Origin of the sequence: Gemmatirosa kalamazoonensis, from assembly GCF_000522985.1 — a bacterium.
GTDB lineage: Bacteria > Gemmatimonadota > Gemmatimonadetes > Gemmatimonadales > Gemmatimonadaceae > Gemmatirosa > Gemmatirosa kalamazoonensis.
Window position 1 is genome coordinate 653,445 of the sequence record NZ_CP007128.1, and the last position, 21,161, is coordinate 674,605.

The 21,161-nt window shown below is 72.7% G+C and carries 13 protein-coding genes; 7 read left to right on the forward strand and 6 right to left on the reverse strand.

Features of this window, described 5'->3' with window-relative positions:
* Positions 1-58: 58 nt before the first annotated feature.
* Together J421_RS02830 and J421_RS02835 are read right to left on the reverse strand one after the other, a co-directional pair.
* Positions 59-3,301 (reverse strand): WD40/YVTN/BNR-like repeat-containing protein, encoded by a 3,243-nt coding sequence (locus J421_RS02830; RefSeq protein WP_025409651.1) that lies wholly within the window; start codon positions 3,299-3,301, stop codon positions 59-61.
* Positions 3,302-3,468: 167 nt separating this feature from the next.
* Complete coding sequence (locus J421_RS02835; RefSeq protein WP_148306127.1) at positions 3,469-4,467, reverse strand: c-type cytochrome; 999 nt, start codon at positions 4,465-4,467, stop codon at positions 3,469-3,471.
* 109 nt (positions 4,468-4,576) lie between these two features.
* On the opposite strand from J421_RS02835, the gene J421_RS02840 reads away from it, so the two are divergent.
* On the forward strand, positions 4,577-5,551 hold the full coding sequence (locus J421_RS02840; protein WP_148306128.1) for a M20/M25/M40 family metallo-hydrolase: 975 nt from the start codon (positions 4,577-4,579) through the stop codon (positions 5,549-5,551).
* A gap of 13 nt (positions 5,552-5,564) precedes the next feature.
* Here the strand turns inward: J421_RS02840 and J421_RS02845 are convergent, their stop codons facing one another.
* Positions 5,565-7,472, reverse strand: a complete 1,908-nt coding sequence (locus J421_RS02845; RefSeq protein ID WP_025409654.1) for an erythromycin esterase family protein — start codon at positions 7,470-7,472, stop codon at positions 5,565-5,567.
* Between the two features lie 107 nt (positions 7,473-7,579).
* On the opposite strand from J421_RS02845, the gene J421_RS02850 reads away from it, so the two are divergent.
* Together J421_RS02850 and J421_RS33530 are read left to right on the forward strand one after the other, a co-directional pair.
* Positions 7,580-9,049: an N-acyl-D-amino-acid deacylase family protein gene (locus J421_RS02850; protein ID WP_201773086.1), complete on the forward strand. Its 1,470-nt coding sequence runs from the start codon at positions 7,580-7,582 to the stop codon at positions 9,047-9,049.
* Positions 9,001-9,297: an amidohydrolase family protein gene (locus J421_RS33530; RefSeq protein WP_201773087.1), complete on the forward strand. Its 297-nt coding sequence runs from the start codon at positions 9,001-9,003 to the stop codon at positions 9,295-9,297. Before J421_RS02850 ends, J421_RS33530 begins: the two co-directional genes overlap by 49 nt.
* A gap of 143 nt (positions 9,298-9,440) precedes the next feature.
* Here J421_RS33530 and J421_RS02855 read toward each other — a convergent pair whose 3' ends face one another.
* The gene (locus J421_RS02855) at positions 9,441-10,595 is read right to left on the reverse strand and encodes a parallel beta-helix domain-containing protein (protein WP_025409655.1); all 1,155 of its coding nucleotides are present in this window, start codon (positions 10,593-10,595) and stop codon (positions 9,441-9,443) included.
* A gap of 196 nt (positions 10,596-10,791) precedes the next feature.
* Here J421_RS02855 and J421_RS02860 point away from each other — a divergent pair, with 196 nt between their 5' ends.
* On the forward strand, positions 10,792-12,270 hold the full coding sequence (locus J421_RS02860; RefSeq protein WP_025409656.1) for a M20/M25/M40 family metallo-hydrolase: 1,479 nt from the start codon (positions 10,792-10,794) through the stop codon (positions 12,268-12,270).
* Between the two features lie 51 nt (positions 12,271-12,321).
* Here the strand turns inward: J421_RS02860 and J421_RS02865 are convergent, their stop codons facing one another.
* Positions 12,322-14,127, reverse strand: coding sequence for a S8 family serine peptidase (locus J421_RS02865; protein ID WP_025409657.1), 1,806 nt, complete (start codon positions 14,125-14,127; stop codon positions 12,322-12,324).
* A gap of 299 nt (positions 14,128-14,426) precedes the next feature.
* On the opposite strand from J421_RS02865, the gene J421_RS32560 reads away from it, so the two are divergent.
* Genes J421_RS32560 through J421_RS02875 form a run of 3 tightly spaced genes read left to right on the forward strand, consistent with a single transcriptional unit; the run spans position 14,427 to position 17,511 of the window.
* On the forward strand, positions 14,427-15,896 hold the full coding sequence (locus tag J421_RS32560) for a TolB-like translocation protein (RefSeq protein WP_025409658.1): 1,470 nt from the start codon (positions 14,427-14,429) through the stop codon (positions 15,894-15,896).
* On the forward strand, positions 15,782-16,681 hold the full coding sequence (locus J421_RS32565) for an alpha/beta hydrolase family protein (RefSeq protein ID WP_158508640.1): 900 nt from the start codon (positions 15,782-15,784) through the stop codon (positions 16,679-16,681). The genes J421_RS32560 and J421_RS32565 overlap by 115 nt, the downstream gene beginning before the upstream one ends.
* The gene (locus J421_RS02875; protein ID WP_025409660.1) at positions 16,678-17,511 is read left to right on the forward strand and encodes an alpha/beta fold hydrolase; all 834 of its coding nucleotides are present in this window, start codon (positions 16,678-16,680) and stop codon (positions 17,509-17,511) included. Before J421_RS32565 ends, J421_RS02875 begins: the two co-directional genes overlap by 4 nt.
* A 72-nt stretch (positions 17,512-17,583) precedes the next feature.
* Here J421_RS02875 and J421_RS02880 read toward each other — a convergent pair whose 3' ends face one another.
* Complete coding sequence (locus tag J421_RS02880) at positions 17,584-20,994, reverse strand: HEAT repeat domain-containing protein (protein ID WP_025409661.1); 3,411 nt, start codon at positions 20,992-20,994, stop codon at positions 17,584-17,586.
* Positions 20,995-21,161: the final 167 nt, after the last annotated feature.

The following is a 21,161-nucleotide window of genomic DNA, read 5'->3' on the forward strand; positions in this document are numbered from 1 at the left end:
GATTACGCAGAGCTGGTGAAGACCAGTCCGCGTAATCTGCGTAATCTGCGGACGATCACTACTGCAACGTGACCGTCGCCGGCGCCTTGGGGGTGACGGGATCGATGCCTAACCGGCGCGCCTCGGCGTTGAACGCCGGCAGGTCGGTCGAGAGGACGCGGTTCAGGCGGTCGATCTGCACCTTCAGCTCGCCGCTCAGGTCGATGAAGATCGGCTCCGCGGCGTCGATCGGCCGGTTGTCGCCGCCGGAGACGACGCCGAGCAGCGAGGCCAGGCGGTTGTTGACCTTGATCGGGAAGTTGAGCGGGTCCTGGCCGCTCTGGTTGCGCACCTGGTAGATGTCCTCCTCGACGTCGCTCAGATGGCGCGTGAGCGTGTCGCCGCGCGTCTTGAGGCCGGCGTCGGTCGACTTCTTCAGCCGGTCGGCGACCTGCGTCTTCACGTCGCGGATGCGCACCACCGCGTCGTTCGCCTCGCTCACCTTGTCGCGGATGCGCGTGGCGAGCGCGTACTGCGCGCGGAGGTCCGCGTCGCTCGCTTCGGAGGTCGGGTTGCGTCGCACCGTGATCGGCGCCGTCGCGACCTTGCCGTCGACGTTGAGCCGCACCGTGTACCGGCCGGGCGGCACCGCGGGGCCGTTCGTCGTCGCGCCCCACAGGATCATCCCCGGGAACGTCACCGCGCTCGCCGTGCGGAGATCCCACGTCACGGTGTTGAGCCCCGCCGTCGTCGGCGGCGCGACGTTCGCCTGCGCGAAGCGTCCGCGCCCACCGCCACCGCCGCCCGCCGAGTCGGCGCGGGCCGAGTCGGCACGCGTGGAGTCGCGGCGCGAGGTCGAGTCACGACGCGTCGAGTCGCGGCGCGCCGTGTCCGGGGCGAACGTACGCAGCACCTTCCCCGACGCGTCGAGGATGTCGACGGTGACCTTCTGCGCGGGGCGCGCGAGCCAGTAGCGGATCTGCGCCGGGTTCGCCGAGCGCGTCGCGGCGACGGGCGCGAACAGCTTCACGTCGGACGCCACCATCGTGGGGCCGTACTCGCGCAGCGGCGTCACGTCGTCGAGCACGTAGAAGCCGCGCCCGTGCGTGGCGATGGCGACGACGTTCCCCTCCACGATGAGATCCGCGACCGGCACGTCGGGGAGGTTGAGCGACAGCGGCTGCCAGTGGTCGCCGTCGTCGAGCGAGAGGTAGACGCCGTGCTGCGTCGCCGCGTAGAGCAGCCCGCGCCGCGCGGGATCCTCGCGGACGGCGTGCACGTAGTCGTTCGGCGCGATGCCGTTCGTGATCTTCGTCCACGTCTTCCCGAAGTCGTGCGTGCGCCACACGTAGGCCGCGCGGTCGTCGAGCAGCGGCCGCTTCACGGCGACGTACGCGGTCGCGGAGTCGAACGCCGACGCGTCGATGATGCTCACGCGGCCGAAGTCGGGCATGTCCTTCGGCGTGACGTTCGTCCACGTCGTGCCGCCGTCCTTCGTGACGTGAATCAGCCCGTCGTCGGAGCCGGCCCAGATCACGTTCACCGAGCGCTTCGACGGCGCGAGCGCGAACACGACCGCGTACACCTCCGGCATGTTCATGTCGCGCGTGATCGGGCCGCCCGAGGGGCCCATCGTCTTCGGGTCGTGACGGGTGAGGTCGGGGCTGATCTTCGTCCAGCTCTGGCCACCGTTCGTCGTCTTCCACACGTGCTGCGAGCTCGCGTACAGCACGCGCGGGTTCACCGGCGAGAAGACGATCGGATACGTCCACTGCCAGCGCTCCTTCAGCACCGCGGACTCCTCGCCCTGGAACATGCGCGGATACGGGCTCACCTCGCGCGACTGGCCCGTGCGCCGGTCGAGCCGCTGCAGGAAGCCGCCGCCGTTCGCGTTCGTGCCGGAGTAGAATACGTCGGGGTTCAGCGGATCCGGCGCGATGTAGCCGTTCTCGGATCCGCCGGGGCTGTACACCGCCGTCGCCGCCGCCGCGCCGCGCCCGAAGCCGCCGCCGAGGTTCGTCGGCACGCACTGCTCGTTCGAGTCCTGCTGCGAGCCGCAGACGTGGAACGGCACGTGGGCGGTGGCGACCGCGTGATAGAACTGTCCCGTCGGATAATCCTCCGCCGTCCATGCGCGGCCGCCGTTCGTCGTCACCGCGCCGCCGCCGTCGTTGCCGACGACCATGTGCTGCGGGTTGTCGGGATCGATCCACAGGTCGTGGAAGTCGCCGTGCGTGCCGCCGTCCGCCTGGCCGCCACGGCCGCCCAACGGGCCTAACGTCTTGCCGGCGTCGGCGGAGCGATAGGCGCTCGTGTTCAGCGCGTACACGACGTCGGCGCTCTTCGGGTCGGCGAAGACGTGCGTGTAGTAGAACGCGCGCTGGCGGATGCTGCGGTCGGCGGTCGTCTTGGTCCACGTGCCGCCGCCGTCGTCGGAGCGGAACAGCCCTCCGTTCTCGTTCTCGACGAGCGCCCACACGCGCTGCGGGTTCGCCGGCGACACGGTGACCCCGATGCGGCCGATCACGCCGGCGGGCATGCCGGTGGTGCGCGTGAGCTCCGTCCACGTCTCGCCGCCGTCGACCGACTTGAACAGCCCGCTCCCCGGCCCGCCGCTCGACATCCCCCACTCGACGCGGTACGCCTCCCACAGCGCGGCGTACATCACGTTCGGATTCGTTTGGTCGATCGCGATGTCGACGGCGCCGGTCCTGTCGTCGCGGAACAGCACGCGCTTCCACGTCTTGCCGCCGTCGGTGCTCTTGTACACGCCGCGCTCCGCGCTCGGCGCGCCGTACTTGCCGAACGACGCGACGAACACGGTGTTCGGGTCCTTCGGGTGGACGCGGATCTTCGAGATCGCGTCGCTGTTGGAGAAGCCGACGTGCGTCCACGTCTTGCCCGCGTCGGTCGACTTGTAGACGCCGTCGCCGGGCATGATGTTGCCGCGGATGCACGACTCGCCCATGCCGATGTAGACGACGTCGGGGCTCGACTCCGACACGGCGATCGCGCCGACCGACGCGCTCTTGATCTTGCCGTCGGTGATCGGCGTCCACGTCTCGCCGCCGTCGGTGGTCTTCCACAGCCCGCCGCCCGTCGCGCCGAAGTATGCCTCGCGCGGCCGCCCGCGCACGCCGCTCACGGCGATGGAGCGTCCGCCGCGGTCGGGGCCGAGCGAGCGCCAGCGGAAGCCCTTCAGGAACGTCGTGTCGATGTCGGCGACCGCGGCGCGAGCAGGCGCGAGCACCGGCGGACGCTTCGGCGTCGGGAGCGCGAGCAGCGGCAGCGCGATCGCGAGCCGCAGGGGACTGCCGATCATGGAAAGACCTCCTCTGTGGTGCTCGTTTGTCGCGCCGGGAACGGCTCCACGTTCTCTGGCTCGCAATTCAATGAATTCTCGAAATTCAATGAATTGAAACCCCTCTCCGTGGAGTCGTGCTCGGGCGCGTCCGACCAGTTACGCGACGGCGGCCCGAAACGCTCGCCTCAGGGCCGGAGCGACGCCGCGTACGCCACCGCGGCGATCATGTCCTCGATCGTCATCGGCGCGACGACCGCGCGCATCGGCTGGCCGGCGGGCGTGTCGCGCGTGCCGGTGCGGAACGCGAGGAGCTGGCGCAGCAGGTGCGACGGCGAGCGGCCGGCGAGCGGCGGGGCGCCGGTCCCCGAGAGACCGCGGAGCCCAGGCCCGTGGCAGGCGACGCACGCCGTCGCCGGGCCGTCGGTGCCGCGCGCCGCCAACCGCGCCCCGCGCGCCACGCTCCCCGGCGGCACGTACGCGACGTACCCGACGCCGTCGTCGTGCCGCTCGTGCCGCGCGTGGTCGGTCGCGAATTCCACCAGCCGCGCGCCGAGCGGCTCCGTGCCGCCGTTAGGCACCAGCGCGTACAGGCTCCCCGCGACGCGCGTCGCCGGCACGGTCGTGGATTCCACGACGCGCACGTGCGACCGCGCCGGCAGCCGCGCGAAGTACGCCGCCGCCTCCGCCACCTCGGCGTCGGTCGCGTTCATCGCCACGCGCGTCATCGACGTGCCCCACGCGGGGTTGCCGGTCCACGCGGGGCGGCGCGCACCGGACTTCATGTCGGCGACCTGGCGCACGATGTACTCGGCGGGCAGCCCGGCGATCTGCGCGTTCTCGGGGCGACCGAGGCCGTTCGGCAGATGGCAGAACGCGCACCCCTGCACCGCCGGCATGCGGCCGCGCGCGACCGACGGCGGCATGGGAGGGTGATCCGCCGGGTGCCAGTCGGGGACGACGCTGTGACCGAGGATCTCGGCCTCCGTGTACAGCATGCGGCTCCCCGGCACCGTCACGCGCGTCACCGAGTCGAACGGCGGTTGCGGCGCGCCCGACGAGAGCAGCGGGAACGCCCACGCCGGCACCTCGATCGGCGGGGCGGGCGCCGATTGCGCTCCGAGTGGGGCGGCGGCAAGCGCGAGCAACGGCCCGAGCGCGGCGGATGTGTGTCGTCGACGGGGCATCGGGCGTCCTGTTAGGCGGGGGCGTGGCTCGCCGAAGCTATCCGGCCCGCCGCCTCGCGGCCAGCGCGCCCCGCACTAGGTTAGCGCACATCCCCCGCCGTTGCCCATCGTGACGTTTCCGTCTCCCCGCTCTGCCCGTCGTCGCGCGTCGCGCCTCGCCGTCGCCGTGCTCGTCGCCGTCGTCGGGTGCGCGGGGCGTCCGGAGGCCGTCGCGACGCCGCCAGCACCGGCGACGCCGCTCGATTCCGCGGCCGCGGCGTCCGAGGCGCAGCTCCGCGCCGACGTCGCGTGGCTCGCGGCGCCGGCGCGCAACGGGCGCTACGCGGGCACGCGCGAGAGCGACTCGGTGGCGGCGTACCTCGAGCGGCGCTACCAGGCGTTAGGCATCGCCGGCGCGTACGAGTCGGGCTACCGGCAGCGCTTCCGCATGTCCGACGGTCAGGCGACGAACGTCGCCGCGGTGATCCCCGGCACCGACCGCGCGCTCGCGCGCGAGGTCATCGTCGTCGGCGCGCACCGCGACCACATCGGCCATTCGGCGTGGCTCGCGATGGATCCGGACCTCGGCCCCGTGCTGCGCCCGGGCGCCGACGACAACGCATCGGGCACGGCGGCGGTGCTCGAGGTCGCGCGACGGCTCGCGGCCCGCCCGACGCGTCGCACGGTGCTCGTCGTGCACTTCGACGCCGAGGAGCTCGGGCTGCTCGGGTCGCAGGCGTTCATCGAGCACCCGCCGGTCGCGCGCTCCGCCGTGCGGCTCATGCTGAACCTCGACATGGTCGGCCGGCTGCGCGCCGACCGGTTGTACGTCGAGGTGGCACGCGGCGGCCGCGCGGTGCAGGCGCTCGTCGACAGCGTGACGCGCGCCGGGTCGCTGCGCCCCGTGCCGACGAGCGAGACATCGGGGCGCTCGGACCAGAGCACGTTCGCGGAGTGGCCGGTACCGGCGGTGGCGCTGTTCACCGGCTTCCACGCCGACTATCACCGCGCGAGCGACACGCCCGCGCGCGTGAACGTGCCCGGGATCCGACGCGTCGTCGACGTGGCGGAGTCGCTCGTGCGCGCGGTCGCGAACCGGCCCTGACGTCGGGCGCGCGTCACCGCGCGTACGGCACGTAGTCCGGCGGCCACGTCGTGTCGACGAGGAGGATGCCGTCGTACTCGTCGCGCGGCACGATGGACAGCGTGTTCGTGCCCCACTCGCGCGCGAGGAGCGGCCGGAACATCCACGCCGTGCCCGGGCCCTCCGTCGCGCGTGACAGGTCGACGAACGTGTAGCGCCACGGCGCCTGGTGCACGATCGCCTCCAGCGTCCCCGCCGTGGCGGGCGCGATGGGATAGACCTGGCGGTTGTTCATCGCGCCGCTGCCGCGGTACATGTACAGCCCCACCGTGTAGAGCTCCTTGCGATGGCGCTCGGCCACGTACGTGCCCATCGTGCGTACGGGAACGCTCGGCGCGGCGCGCGGCGCGAACCCGCGGTGCTGGATGTGGAAGTTGTGCGCCCACACGATCACCTTCTTCCTCGGGTGCAGCTCGTCGAGCACGAAGTCGAGGTTGTCGGCCATGCCGCGGTCGCGGACGACCGTGCCCTCGGTGGCGACGCCGGCGGCGAGCTCGCGCGCGAAGAACGACATGGAGATCGCCGTCTGCCGCGCGAGCGCCGGCGCGATCGGGTCGTCGCGGAACGACTTCGCGAGCGGACGCTCGCGGGCGCGGATCCACGCGGCGAGCGAGTCGTAGAACGCCACGAGCCGGTCGCGGTCCGCCGGCGACACGGCCGGCCCGTTGCCCGTCGGCATCGTCGCGTAGAACGCCGAATCGGTCGCGTAGACGCGCCGCGCGTACGCCGTGTCGAGCGTCGCGACGACGCGGCGCAGGAACGTCGAGCGTTCGCGGTCGCCGTCGCCGCTGCGCTGCACGTCGAAGCCGGTGAGCACGAGCGGGTGCGCGGTGCGCTGCGTCTCCTTGATGTACTCGAACAGCGGCAGCACCTCGTTCGTGTGCCAGACGCCGAAGATGCAGCCGCGCATGAGCTCCATCGCCGAGAGCGAGTCGGCCTTGCGGCCCACGCGGTCGCAGGCGAACAGCGAGCTCTCGAACGCGATCACGTCGTAGCCGAGCGCCTCGTGCAGGTGCCGGATGAGCCGGACCTTCGCGAGGTCGAACTCGCGCACGCCGTGGCCGCTCTCGCCGAGCTGCACGACGAGCTTGCCGGCGAGCAGCGGCGCGAGGAACGCGAGGTCGCTCGCCTCGCGGGCGCCTAACGACCGCACGGCGTGGGCGTTCGCGCGCACCCACGCCGCCGCCGCCGAGTCGACCGCGGGCGCCACGGAGTCGGGGGCCGGGGCGAGCTCGGCGTCGGTCAGCAGGCGGCCGAGGTCCTCCGCGGGGCGCGGGGGCGCGGCGTACGGCGGCGTGCTCGCGACGCGGCGCGGCATCGGTGGGCCGACCACCTCCACGCTCAGCGAGTCGAACCACGCGCTGCCGTTGCCGGGGTGCAGCATGCCGAACAGCACTGCCGTCGCGCCCGAGTCCACCGGCAGCTCGACGACGTAGCGGGTCCACGGCGTGGTGCCGCGCGGACCGCGCTCCTGCATGTTGTCGAACGCGATCGTCCGGCCCACGCCGTCGACGCGCATCCACAATCCGGCGAAGCCGTCGGTGATGCCGTCGGTGCGGATCCACCCGGTGAGGCGCAGCGTCCGCCCGATCGCGAGCGGGAGCGGGAACATGCGCGACGAGACCGCGAACCGCGGCGGCCCGCCCGACGTCGGCGTCGCCTGCACGAGGCGCATGCGCAGGCTCGCGCGCCCCTCGACGCGCTCGGTGGTGTCCACGGCGACCTCGTAGCCATCGCCGCCGGTGTACCAGCCCACCGGCACGAGGTGGCCGTCCGCGGCGGGGTGGGCCTCCTCGAAGCCGAGGTTCGTGGGGGGCTGCTGCTGCGCGAGGGCGAGGGTCGGGACGAGGCTCGCGGCGAGGGCGATACGCATCATGTTCATGGCGTTACCATCATACCCATGGCGCTTCGCCGCCAGATGCCGTCACCCATGGAAGTGATGGAAACGCGATGGACCTGATGCGTCTTGGTTTCCTCCACCTCGTCCCGATGCGCCCTCGCCCGTACCTCGCCCTCGCGCTCGTGGTCTCAGCCTGCGCGCATGCCGTGCAGACCGCAGGAGCGCCTAACGATGCGCCGTACGACGTGGTCATCGCCGGCGGCCGCATCGTCGACGGCACCGGCTCGCCATGGTTCTACGGCGACGTGGCGCTGCGCGGCGACCGCATCGCGCGCATCGCCCCCGCGGGCCTGCTCCGCGATGCGTCCGCGCACGAGCGCATCGACGCGCGCGGGATGGTCGTCGCGCCGGGGATCATCGACATCCAGGCGCAGTCGTACGGACCGCTGCTCACCGGCGACGGACGCGTCGTGTCGATGGCCACGCAGGGCGTGACGACGATGATCCTCGGCGAGGGGACGACGCCCGCACCGGCGAACGCGCACATCCTCGCGCTCGCGGACTTCGCCGGCGACACGACGTTCCTGCGCGCGATCGGCGCGTTCGGCGGCGCACGCGGCTTCGGCGCGTGGCTCGACGCGATGCACGCGCACGGCGGCGCGGTGAACGTCGGCTCGTTCCTCGGCGCCGCCACGGTGCGTGCGTACGCGAAGGGCGAGGCCGAGGGGCCGGCGACGGCGGCGGAGCTGGACACCATGCGACGCGTGGTGCGCGACGCGATGCGCGACGGCGCGCTCGGCGTGGCGAGCGCGCTGATCTACCCGCCCGGCTCGTACGCGTCCACCGAGGAGCTGGTGCAGGAGGCGAAGGCGATGGCGCCGTACGGCGGGATCTACATCACGCACATGCGCTCCGAGGGCGACCGGCTCGTCGAGGCGGTGGACGAGGCGATCCGCATCGGCCGGGAGGGGGGCGTGCCGGTGGAGATCTACCACCTCAAGGCGGCGGGCGTGCGCAACTGGCCGAAGGCGGCCCTGGTGGTCGCGAAGATCGACTCGGCCCGCGCCGCCGGGCAGGACGTCGCCGCCGACCAGTACCCGTACGTCGCCGGCTCGAACAACCTGTCGAGCTGCATCCCGCCGTGGGCGCACGCCGACGGCCGGCTCCTCCAGCGCCTAACGGATCCGGCGACGCGCACGCGCATCCACGCCGAGATGCTGCGCGAGGACGCGGACTGGGAGAGCCTGTGCGTCGCGGCGACGCCGGCCGGCGTCGAGGTCGTGGGCTTCAAGACCGCCGCGCTGAAGCAGTACGAGGGGATGCGCCTCCCCGACATCGCGCGCGCGATGGGGAAGGACTGGGCCGACGCGCTCATCGACCTCACGCTCGCCGAACGGAACCAGCTCGGCCAGGTGATCTTCGTGGCGAGCGACTCGAACGTGGCGATGCAGATCCGCCAGCCGTGGATGAAGTTCGGCACCGACGCCGAGGCGGCGAACCCGGACAGCGCGCGCGCGGCGCGACGCATCCGCGCACCTACGGCACGTACCCGCGCATCCTCGGCCGGTACGTGCGCGAGCAGCGCGTGCTCACGCTGGAGGACGCGGTGCGCAAGATGACCGGCGCCGTCGCATCGCGGCTGTCGATCCAGGACCGCGGCGTGCTGCGCGAGGGGCTCAAGGCGGACGTGATGGTGTTCGACCCGAACACCATCATCGATCGCGCGACGTACGAGCGCCCGCACCAGCTCTCCGTGGGCGTGCGCGACGTGTTCGTGAACGGCGTCGCGACGGTGCGCGACTCGCGCGTCACCGGGGCGACGCCGGGGCAGCTCGTGCGGGGGCCGGGCTACGGCAGGAATCATTGAACCGCAGAGGACGCAGAGGGCCGCAGAGAACATCGACAGCAAAGACCTGGGGATGAAAGGATCCCAGGATCCTTTGACCCCCAGATTTTTTGCCGTTCGAAGCGGCAGTCCTCTGCGACCCTCTGCGTCCTCTGCGGTTCAATTCACTTGCACGCCGGCAGCGGGTCCGGGAAGCTCGTGCCGTACCTGTTCTGCCACCAGCAGTTGCCCACGCCGGAGCCGTCCCACAGCAGGTCGACGCCGGGGAAGAACTCGTTCAGCGGCGGCTGCGGCGCGGTGCCGTTGCCGAGCACCGTGTTGAGCTGCACGCGCGTGCCGTCGGGGGCGGTGTTCAGGGTGCCGTAGGCATCCGCGTCGCCGGAGAGCAGCGCGAGCACCGCGGCGTCCACGACGGCGATGCCGCTGGAGACGTTGTTCGTGACGGTGTTGTGCTCGATCGTCGTGCGGTCCGGGCCGACGACGAGGATGCCCGTGCCCGCCGGGAGCAGCGCCGCGAGGTCGCCCTCCTCGCCGAAGTTCGCGTGGTTGTTGTCGTGCACCCGGTTGTGCGCCACGAGGTTGTCGGTCGCGGTGAGCACGGAGATGTACGGCGCCGGCGGCACGAGGCTCACGAGGATGCCGACCGTGTTGTCGTACGCCTCGCTGTTCGTGAGCGACGCGCGCGTCGTGTTCTCGAGCTCGAAGCCGGCGACGTTCCCCCACGCGACGCTGTTGCGGATCTCGACGTCCGACGACTGCCCGACGTAGATGCCGGTGTCGGCGTGCCCGGTGGCCGTGCAGCCGTCGATCACGCCGTGCGACGAGAGCACCGGGAACAGCCCGTACTCGCCGTTGTTCTCCGTGCGCACGCGCGACAGCCGGAAGCCGTCGACGCGCACGAGCAGCACGCCGTTCGCCTCGAACCCGCGCACGGTGATGTTGTCGAGGTCGAACCCGTCGCCGGCGGTGGTGACGCGGATGCCGTTGGTGGCGCTGCCCGGGTTGCGCAGCACGACGTCGCCGGGGTTGCCCAGTCCCATGATGCGCAGGTTCGGCACCGCGACGGTGACCGCCTCGGCGTACTCGCCGGGCTCGATCTGCACGGTGCCCCCCGCGCCGGCGGCATCGACCGCGGCCTGGATCGACTCGCCGGGGCGCACGCGCACCACCCTTCCCGCCGCCGCGGCCGCGAGGCTCGGGTGCGCCGGCGGCGTCGCGTTAGGCGCCACGACGGCGTCGGGCCCCGCGCAGCCCGCGAGCAACACCGCGCCGAGCGCGAGTTCGAGCACCGGTCGTCGGGCGAGATTCACGTGCGTCATCGTGTACTCCGCGTTCGTGTACGTCTCGTGTGGCAGCGTCGCCGGCGCTCAACATGACGTGCGTACCTGGCCGTCGGGAGTGCGCGGGTGATAAGGGGGATCCCCATGACTCGCGCCTTGCCGAACGCGAGGCGTGCGCGCACGATGGGTGACGTCGCGTCACACTTTTCCGTCACGGATCCTGGAGCCTCGCCCGGTGCGCCACGCCCGCTTCGCCCCGCTCACGCTCGCCGTCTCCCCGGCGCTGTTCGCCGCGGCGCTGTTCGCCGCGCCGCTCGCCGCCCAGCGCGTCACGAAGTCGCCGGTCTACGTGCCCGGCCAGCTCGCGCCGCACCAGCAGGTGGCGCGCGACGTGTACAAGGAGCTCGTCGAGATCCAGAGCGGCGTGACGACGGGGAACGTCACGACGGCCGCGGTGGCGATGGCGCGCCGGCTGCGCGACGCGGGGATTCTCGACTCCGACGTGTTCGTGGGCGGGCCGCGGCCGGAGAAGCACAACGTCGTGGCGCGCATCCGCGGCAAGGGTGGGCCTAACGCGGGCAAGCCGCTGCTGCTGCTCGCGCACCTCGACGTCGTGGAGGCGCTGAAGGCGGACTGGTCGCCCGAGTTCGACCCGTTCACGTTCACCGAGAAGGACGGCTACTACTACGGGCGCGGCACGGCCGACGACAAGGCGATGGCGGCGATCTTCGTCGCGAACGCCATCCGCCTGAAGCGCGAGGGCTGGGTGCCCGACCGCGACGTGATCATCGCGCTCACCGCGGACGAGGAGAGCGGCGCGTACAACGGCGTCGACTGGCTGCTGAAGAACCACAAGGAGCTGGTCGACGCCGGGATGGTGATCAACGAGGGCGGCGGCGGCACGCTGCGCGACGGCAAGCCGCTGTTCCAGGCGCTGCAGGTGGCGCAGAAGGTGACCACGAACCTCACGCTGCGGGCCACGAACCGCGGCGGCCACTCGTCGGTGCCACGCGACGACAACGCGATCACGTCGCTCGCCGACGCGCTGTCGAAGGTGGGGCGCTACCACTTCCCCGTGCACCTGAGCGACGTGACGCGCGAGTTCTTCGCGAAGACCGCCGCCGTGGAGTCGCCGGAGATCGCCCGCGCGATGCGCGCCCTCGCCGCCAACCCCAACGACGCCGCGGCCGCGGCGGCGATCGCGCGCGACGACCGCTACAGCTCGATCCTGCGCACGACGTGCGTCGCCACCATGCTCTCCGGCGGCCACGCGACGAACGCGCTCCCGCAGCTCGCCGAGGCGAACGTGAACTGCCGCATCCTGCCGTCCGAGACGGCGGAGCAGGTGCGCGACTCGCTCGCGCGCGTCGTGAACGACACCGCGGTGCAGGTGCTCATCCGCACCCAGCGCCCGACGTCGCCGACGTCGCCGCTGTCGCCGGCGATCGTGGGTCCGGTGACCCAGATCACCCGCGACATGTTCGGCGACATCCCGGTGATCCCGACGATGTCGACGGGGGCGAACGACTCGCGCTTCTTCCTCGCGTTGGGCGTCCCCTCGTACGGCGTGTCGGGGCTGTTCAGCGATCCCAAGGTCGACGCGCGTGCGCACGGCCGCGACGAGCGCATGCGCGTGCAGTCGTTCTACGAGGGCCAGGAGTTCCTGTACCGGCTCACGAAGGCGCTCGCGTCCGCGAACGGGACGGTGCCGTGAGCGATCGCGTAGTGCGCACGACGTCATGCGCACTACGCGATTCGCACTGTCTCACCGCACCACGACGGCCTGGCTCGTCGTCGCCGTGCGGCCGCTGCCGTCGGTGACCTTCAGCGTCACGGTGTACGTGCCGGCCGCGGCCCACGTGTTCTTCGTCGTGGGGGTGGTCTTCGTCTCGCTGCGCCCGTCGCCCCAGCTCCACGCGTACGACACGATCGCCGCGCTCGACGTCGAGCCGCTCGCGTCGAGCGCGCACTGGTGCGTGTTCAGGCCCGCCGCCGTGCACGTCCACGTGAAGCCCGCGACCGGCGTCTGACTCGTGCTGCCGCTCGCCGTGACGGTGAGCGTGCGCGTCGCGGTACCGGTCGCGCCCTTGGAGTCCGTCGCGGTCAGCGTGATGGTGTGCGTGCCGGCGGACAGCGCCGACGTGGTGAAGCTCGTGCCCGTGCCGATCTGGCCGTCGAGGCTCGACGTCCACACGAGCGACGCGCCGGAGAGCGCGCCGTCCTCCGCGTCGCTGCCCGTGCCCGTGAACGTCACGCTCGCGCCCTGGACGTAGCTCGCGCCGTTAGGCGGCGAGGTCACGCTCGCCGTCGGCGGCGTGTTGATCGCGGCGGTGCTGCCGCCGAGGAACGACACGCTCGCGAGCCGGTTCGGCGTGCCCGCCGGTACGTTCCGGAGCACGTTCTTCACCGAGCCGCCGACGATCGCCGCCGCGACCTGCGCGGGCGTCGCCGTCGGGTGCGTCTCGAGGTACAGCGCGGCGATCCCGGCGACCGCCGGCGACGCGAACGAGGTGCCGGTCGTCACCACGGTCTGACTGCCGCTCAGGTATGCGGTGACCACGTACTGCGCCGGCGCGACCACGTCGACGCACCGGCCGTAGTTCGAGGCCGAGTACCACAGGTCGCGTGCGTCGGAGCCGCCGACGACGATCGCCGTCGTGTCGCGCGACGGCCACTTCGTGCACGCGTCCGTCGTGCCGTTGCCGGCCGCGACGACCACCGGCAGGCCGAGCTTCACGAGCCGCGTGACCGCGCTGTCGAGCGTGGACGCCATGGTGCCCGACATGCTCATGTTCACGACGGCCGGCTGGCTCGGGTTCGCCTGCCGCTGCGTCGCGATCCAGTTCAACCCATCCAGCAGGATCGAGCCGGTCGTCGCGAGCTTGCAGTCGCGGACCTTCACCGAGACGAGCCGGACGCCCTTCGCCACGCCTAACGTCGCGCCGCCGGCGATCGAGGCGACCTCGGTGCCGTGCCCGGCGCAGTCGCTCGCGTCGCCGATCGCCTTCGTGGCGTCGTAGCCCTTCACGGCGCGGCCGCCGAAGTCGGTGTGCGAGTACCAGATGCCGCTGTCGAAGACGTAGATCCACACCCCCGCGCCGGTGCCCGGGTACGCGTACGTCCCGTTCAGCGGCAGCGCGGGCTGGTCGAGGCGGTCGATGTCCCACGGCGCACTCGTCTCCGTGCCGCCGGCGTCGAGCTCCACGATGGGGTCACGCTCCACGAGCGCGACCGACGGATCGGCGCGCAGCGCCTCGGCCGCCGAGTCGCTGAGCTGCACCGTCATCGCGTCCACGACGCCGGAGGTCGTGCGCACGATCGTGCCGCCGTGCGCCGTGATCGCCGTGCGCAGGCGCGAGACGCCGGGGGTCACGCTGCGCGCGACGCCGGCGCCGGGTGCGGCGCCCGCAGACTCGCCGCCCCTGAACATCACGATGTACTGCCCCGGCACGTACCCGTCTTTCGACGCGACGTCCGTGGGACCGACGAGCGCGCGATCGGTGCACGCGGCGAGCGCGAGGGCGGCAGCGCACGCGGCTGCGCCGAGCCTGGTGTTCCAGCCTGACGACATGACTTCGATCCTCCGAACCACGAGTGAATGCGACGCGAGGGTCTTCGTGGTTCGGTCGAGTCTCTTCCCCACCCCACCCCGCCCACGCCCCGCTCGGTCACCATGACCGACACCGCGCCCGGCGACCCGTTCCCGCCCGTTCGCGCTCGTCTGTGATCGACGACACGACGCAGCCGTGAATTCGCCGGCGCGCGGCACCGGGTCCGCTGGCAGCCTGCGTGCCGCGACTCGGCTCGGCCTGGCGGTGCCCGAGAGCGGAGTGCACGTTCGGCCGCGCCTCCCACCCGTTCCCGCTCCCGATGAACCGCCGCCATCTCGCCATCGCCGCGCTCGCCGCGCTCGCCACGTGCGCCGCGTTCGCCGCGTTCCCGGCCGCCGCGCAGACGCCGACGCGCTTCACCGTCGACGACGCGCTCGACCTCGCGACGTATCGACTCGCCGATCTCTCCGACGACGGCGCGTGGCTCGTCGCGACGTCCAGCACTCGGCGCGACGCGTTAGGCGTCGACTACCGGCGCGACGGCGACCCGACGTACCTGCGGCCGCTGCCGTCGCGCGTGTGGGTCGTCGACACGCGCACCGGTGCCACGCGCGCGCTGTTCCCCGACAAGCGCGACGTCGGCGCGCTGCGCTGGTCGCCCGACGCGAGCCGACTCGCGCTGCTCGTGCGCAAGGGCGACGCGTGGCAGCCGCTGATCTGGGAGCGCGCGTCCGGGAAGTTCACGAGCATCCCGCTCCCCGACGGCACGTACCCGGCCGAGCAGGGCGACGTGCGGTGGAGCGGCGATGGGAAGTCGGTGCTGCTCTCGACGCACACGACGGCGTGGCGCGACTCGGCGCGCGCGCAGTTCGCGCGGCAGACCGCGGGACCGATCTTCGTCCAGTCGAGCAAGGATCCGTTCCTCGCGTGGGACGAGCTGCGCCGCCGCGGCAACGTGCGGTCCGTCGTCGCGTACGACCTCGCCACGGGACGCACGCGCGAGGTGCTGCCGCAGGCGATGATGGGGTCGTACGTGCTCGCGCGCGACGGCGGCGCGGTGACGTGGACGGAGGACGTGACGAAGAAGACCGACTACGACGTCATCTTCGGGAGCGAGAACAAGCTCGTCACCCGCGGCACGAACGGAACGCCGCGCGTGCTGCTGCCGTCGCTGAAGAACGTCACCGTCGTGTGGGCGGACGACGGCCGCCACTACGCGTGGGCGAAGGACGGCCGGCTCTCGGTCGCGTCGATCGACGACACGACGGCGCGCGTGCTCGCCGCCGCCGACACCGCCAAGCTCCCCACCGACAGCGCCGCCGCCGACAGCGCACGCAAGGCGCGCGAGAAGCTCCGCTTCACGCCGGTACGCTTCAGCAAGGCGGGCGACGCGCTCGTGGCGTCGAGCAAGGACGGGCTGTGGCTCGTCGACGTCGCGACGGGCCGGCGCGAGATGTTCGTCGAGACGCCCGACTCCACGTCGCGCGCGCGCCGACGCGCAGCGTCATCGGCTGGAGCGCCGACGGGCGGTGGATCTACCTGTCGCAGGCATCGCGCGACAAGTGGGAGCGCGGCATCGTGCGCTGGGATCGCACCGCGCGCCGGCTCGACACGCTGGCGCTCGACACGCGCAGCTACGGCAACGTGCAGGTCGCGCGCGACGGCAGCACGATCGTGCTCACCATCGCCGACGTCGCGCGGCCGGGCGACGTGTACGCGGCGGGCCCGGACCTCAAGGATCTCCGCCGCCTGGTGCGCACGAACCCGCAGCTCGACGGGAAGGCGTTAGGCACCGCGGGCCTCGTCGACTACCTCGACGCCGACGGGCACCGCAAGTACGGCGTCGTCTACTACCCGCCCGACTACGCGAAGGGGACGCGCTACCCGACGGTGTTCAACGTGTACGAGGACTTCTTCAACGACACGTTCGACCCGGTGATCAACGTCCTCACCGCGAACGGCTACGTCGTCGTGCAGCCGTCGGTGGACTTCGACGTCGGCTACCCGGGCGAGGCGTGGGTGAAGGGCGTCACCGCTGCGGCGAACCGCCTCATCGACCTCGGCGTCGCCGACTCGTCGAAGCTCGGCGTGCACGGCACGAGCTACGGCGGCTATGCCACGAACCTGCTCATCACCCAGACGAACCGGTTCCGCGCGGCGATCAACATCTCGGGCAAGGTGGACATCATCTCCTTCTACACCGACAGCCCGCGGCTCGGCGTGCGCAACGTGCACGCGGCCGAGAAGAGCCAGGACCGACTCGGCGCCACGCTGTGGCAGCAGCCGCAGAAGTACGTGCAGCACTCCGCGGTGATGTTCGCCGACCGCATCACGACGCCGCTGCTGCTGCTCACCGGCGGCCAGGACTCCAACGTGCCGGCCGACAACACGCGCGAGATGTTCTACGCGCTGCGGCGGCTCGGCAAGGAAGTCACGTGGGTGAACTACGTGAACGGCGGCCACGGCGCGGGGAACGCGAGCGAGGCGGACTACCGCGACTACGTGGGGCGCATCGTCGGCTGGTACGACGAGCACCTGAAGAAGAGCCCGAAGGCCGCGGCGGCCGACCGGTGAGACCGGCGCTGCGCGGCGCGCTGCTGGGCGCGACGCTCTGGGCCGCGCGGCTGCCGGCCCAGAGCGACACGACGGGCGGCCTCTACACCGCGGCGGACGGCGCGCGCATCCACTACACCGCGGCCGGCGCCGGCCCCGCGGTCGTGCTGCTGCACGGCTTCCTGAACGACGGCACGTCGTGGCGGCGCACGCCGGCGTACGCTCGCCTGGTCGACGCGGGCTTTCGCGTGGTGGTGGTGGACCTGCGCGGCAACGGCGCCTCCGACAAGCCGACGGCGCCCGAGGCCTGGGCGAACGACGCCGAGACGCGCGACGTCGTCGGCGTCGCGCAGGCGCTCGGCCTCGGCGAGTACTGCGTGGCGGGCTACTCGCGCGGCTCCATCGTCGCGGCGCGGCTGCTCGAGCTCGACCCGCACGTGCGGTGCGCGGTGCTCGGCGGCATGGGCGCCGACTTCACGAACCCCGCGTGGCCGCGTCGCGTGGCGGCGCACCGCGCGCTCGCCGGCCTGCCGCTCGACTCGGCGGCGCTGGCACCGGTCGCCGGGATGGTGCGGGCGGCCGACCAGCGCGGCCTCGACCGCCGCGTGCTCGCCATGCAGCAGCAGGCGCAGCCGAGCAGCTCGCGCGCGGCGCTGGGGCGCGTGCGCGTGCCGGTGCTCGTGATCTCCGGCGACGCCGACCAGGAGGACGGCTCGCCCGAGGAGCTCGCGCGACTGTTCCCGCGCGCCACGCTGGTGACCGTGCCCGGCGATCACGGCGCGACGATGCGATCGACCGCATTCGCGGACTCGGTGACCGCGTTCCTCGAGCGGGCGCGGCATCGGCGTTAGGCGCCTTCATGAGCCGCAGAGGAGTGCAGTCCTCTGCGCCCCTCTGCGGTGAGAGTCGGGCCGCCGCTACGCCTAACGCAGCGTCGAGAGATACTCCACGACGTCCCGGATCTCGCGCGGCGTGAGCAGCTTGCCCATCGGCGGCATCGGCGACGGCAGATTCGTGCGCTTGGCGACGTCGCCCGTCGCGACGCGCTGGCGCTTGCCGGGCGCGGTCTCGACGACGAGCTCACCACCCGACTCCTCGCGCAGCGTGCCGACGACGGACTTGCCGTCCTTCAGCGTGAGCAGCACGGTGCCGTAGCCCGGCGCGAGGCGCGCGCTCGGCGTGAGCAGCGCCTCGAGCATCTGCTCCTTCGTGATGCGCGACGCGATGTGCGTGAGGTCGGGGCCGACGTCGGCGCCCGGGGTGCCGATGCTGTGGCAGCGCGTGCACTCCGACGCCGGGCCCGCGAGCACGATCTCGCGGCCGTGCTGCGCGCTGCCGCCGCGCCGCAGCGCCTCGCCGAGCGCGCCGGGCGCCTTCCCCTCGGCCACCGGCGCGAGCCAGCGACGCGCACGCTCCCGCACCGCCGGCGACGCGCCCGCCTTCGCCGCCTCGGCGACGTCGAGCCGCACCTCGGGGGCCAGCGCGCCCGACTCCAGCTTGCCGAACAACTGATCCAGTGAGGCCTGCGCACGCGTGCCGTGGAGCGCGCCGAGCGACGCGAGCGCGCTCTGCTGCTCCGTCGTGGTGCCCTTCTCCGCGACGCCGCCGAGGAGCTCCGCGCTGCCGTCGTCGGAGAGACGGAGCGCCGGCACCATGCCCAACGCGGCGGAGCGCAGCACCGGATCCGGGTCGGCGAGCGCGGTGCGCACGGCCTGCTCCGTCTCGTCGGCGCCGACCGCGCGCAGCGCACGCAGCGCGGCGGCGCGCACCGCGCGCGGCGCGCTGGACTGGAACTTCGCGAGCAGCATCGGCGCCGCCTCCTTCGCGCCGATGTTCGCCACCGCGTTCAGCGCGGCGAGCGTGAGCTCCTCGTTCGCGTCGGCAGGGAGCGACGTGACGAGCTTCGCCACCACGGCGCGCGCGGCGACGGCGTCGCGCGGCGGCACGGGGCCGAGCCACGCGCCGTCCACGCGGTCCATCGGCGACGGGTTCGCCCACGCACCGAGCGCGGCGAGCGCCTCGGCGCGCAGCGTGTCGGCGTTCGCCGCGCCGCCGCTGCTCGAGGCGTAGGATGCCAGCCGGTCGAGCGCCTCGCGCGAGCCGACGCGCAGGTTCGCGCTGATGGCGCGGCGCACGAGCGGCGTGTTCGCGAAGCGCGTCGCGGCGAGCTGCCGCGCGAGCGCCGGCAGCGCCGGCACGATCCCACCGTCGTCGTTGATCGCGCGCGCGGCCTCCGTCACCACCGCCTCGTCGGCGTCGTCGAGGAAGCGCGCGACGTCGGGGCTCCGCAACCGGCGCAGCGTGACGACCGCGGCGAGCCGCACGCCGCGCGACGGGTGTGACGCGAGCGCCGCGACCTGCGCCGTGTCGCCGATGCGCGCGAGCGCGGTGGCGCCGGCCTGCCGCAGCCACACGTCGCGGTCGTCGTTGTCGGCGAGCATGCCGACGATTCCCTGCACGGCGGGCCGGTACGCCAGCCTGCCTAACGCCTCGGCGGCGAAGAAGCGCGCCCGCGGCGCGTCGTCCTTCAGCAGCGGCAGCAGCGAGTCCGCGGCCGGTGCGTAGCGCAGGTCGCCGAGCATCTTCGCCGCCTGCGCGCGCACCTCGCCGTCCGTGTCGCGGAGCAGCGGCACGAGCGCGGCGGCCTGCCGCGCGTCGACGCGCGCGAGCTGCGCGACGCCCCAGATGCCGTGCACGAACGCCCACGTGCGCGGGCTGGCGTGCGCGTCGGCGACCGCGGCGAGCAGCGTGGGCGCGTCCTTGCGGCGCACGAGCTCGAACTGCGCCTTCGTGCGCACGCGCATGTCGGCGTGGCGCAGGAGCGCGAGCAGCTGGTCGCTCGTGCGCCCCGCGAACGACTCGGCGATCAGCTTCCGCGTCTCGGCGCGCGCGGGGCTCGCCGAGTCGGCCGGGGTGTCGATCTTCCAGATGCGGCCGCGCCCCTTGGAGCCCCAGCCGTCGATCCAGTCGGCGAGGTAGATGGCGCCGTCGGGGCCGAAGCGCAGGCCGACGCCCAGGATCCCCTGCAGCGCGACGGTGTCCGACTGGAGCCGGAAGCCGGCGCCGTCGGGCGCGACCGTGAACGCGTAGACGCGCGCGCCCGACGGCGTGCCGACGAAGCTCGTGAGGAAGAACGTGCGGCGCCACCGGTCGCCTAACGCGGTGCCCGGCTCGTACACGAGCCCGGACGGCCCGGCGTGCGACGGGGCGACCGGCGGCACGATGTACGCCGCCTGCCCCGGGAAGCGTGGCGTGAACATCCGCTCGTCCATCCAGACGTTGTAGCGGTTGTTCGCCGGGTCGGTGTACTTGCCGTACTGCCACGTCGAGCGCCAGCCCGCGTCGGATCCGTTCGTGACGTAGACGACGCGCTCGTACTCGCCCTGGTGGTCGCCGTCGTTGTCCGACGCGATGATGTTCCCGAGCTCGTCGAACGCGAACGCCTGCGGGTTGCGCAGTCCCGACGCATAGACCTCGAAGTCGGTGCCGTCGGGGTTCGCGCGCAGGATCGCGCCGTTGTTGGGCTGCCGCCAGCGCTTGCCCGTCTTGTCGACGAGGTCGAACCCGAGGTCGCCCATCGACCAGTACACGCGGCCGTCCGGGCCTAACGTGAGTCCGGCGAGGCCGTGGCCGAAGAACGCCGGGTGCACGTTGTACCCACTGCTGATCGGCGTCCGCGTGACGACGCCGTTGCGCTCGTGCAGCCGCGAGACGTCGGGCGCCGCGGCGACGAGCAGGTCGCCGCCGGGGAGCGCGACGAGCCCGTTGGCGACGTCGTCCACCGCGTCCGCGTTGAACCCCTCGTACAGCACGCGCGACTCGTCGGCCATCCCGCGGCCGGCACGGTCGACGACGCGGTACACGCGGTCGACCGGCACCGTGAGGTCGCGCCAGTCGTGCGAGCCGTCGCGGTTGAGGTCGGGGATCCAGAGGTTCTGCGCGCTGCGCGCCGGGGAGAGCTCCTTGTGGTAGAAGTCGTGGAGCTGCGGCACCGTGGTGAGCGTGTGCACCGTGGGCACCCACGTCGGGTGCCCGCGGATGTCGAGCAGGCTGCCCACCGCGCCGGCGCGCTCGGAGCCGGTCACGTAGACGACGCCCTGCGGGTCGACGTCGATGGCGATCGGGTCGGCGACGAGTCCCTCGGGCGCCCACGGCGTGGCGACGAGCCCACCGATCGCCTGCACGCTCACCGCGCGCTGCGCCGAGTCGGCGAGCTTGCGCTGCTCGGCCGCCGTCAGGCGAACGAGCTTCGGCGGGCGCGTCGTCGCGCGGCGGTTGGCGGGCGGTTGCGTCGCCGCGAGGGCGAGGAGGGCGAGGAGCGGCGTGAGACGCATGAGACGGTGGCTCGCTGGTGTTGAACCGGAGAGAGGGGTCGGGACTCGGGACTCGGGACTCGGGACTCGGGACTCGGGGCCTAACGAGTCCCGAGTCCCGAGTCCCGAGTCCCGAGTCCCGAATCCCGCCCCCTCTCTGTCGTTCAATTGTACAGTCGGCGCAGTCC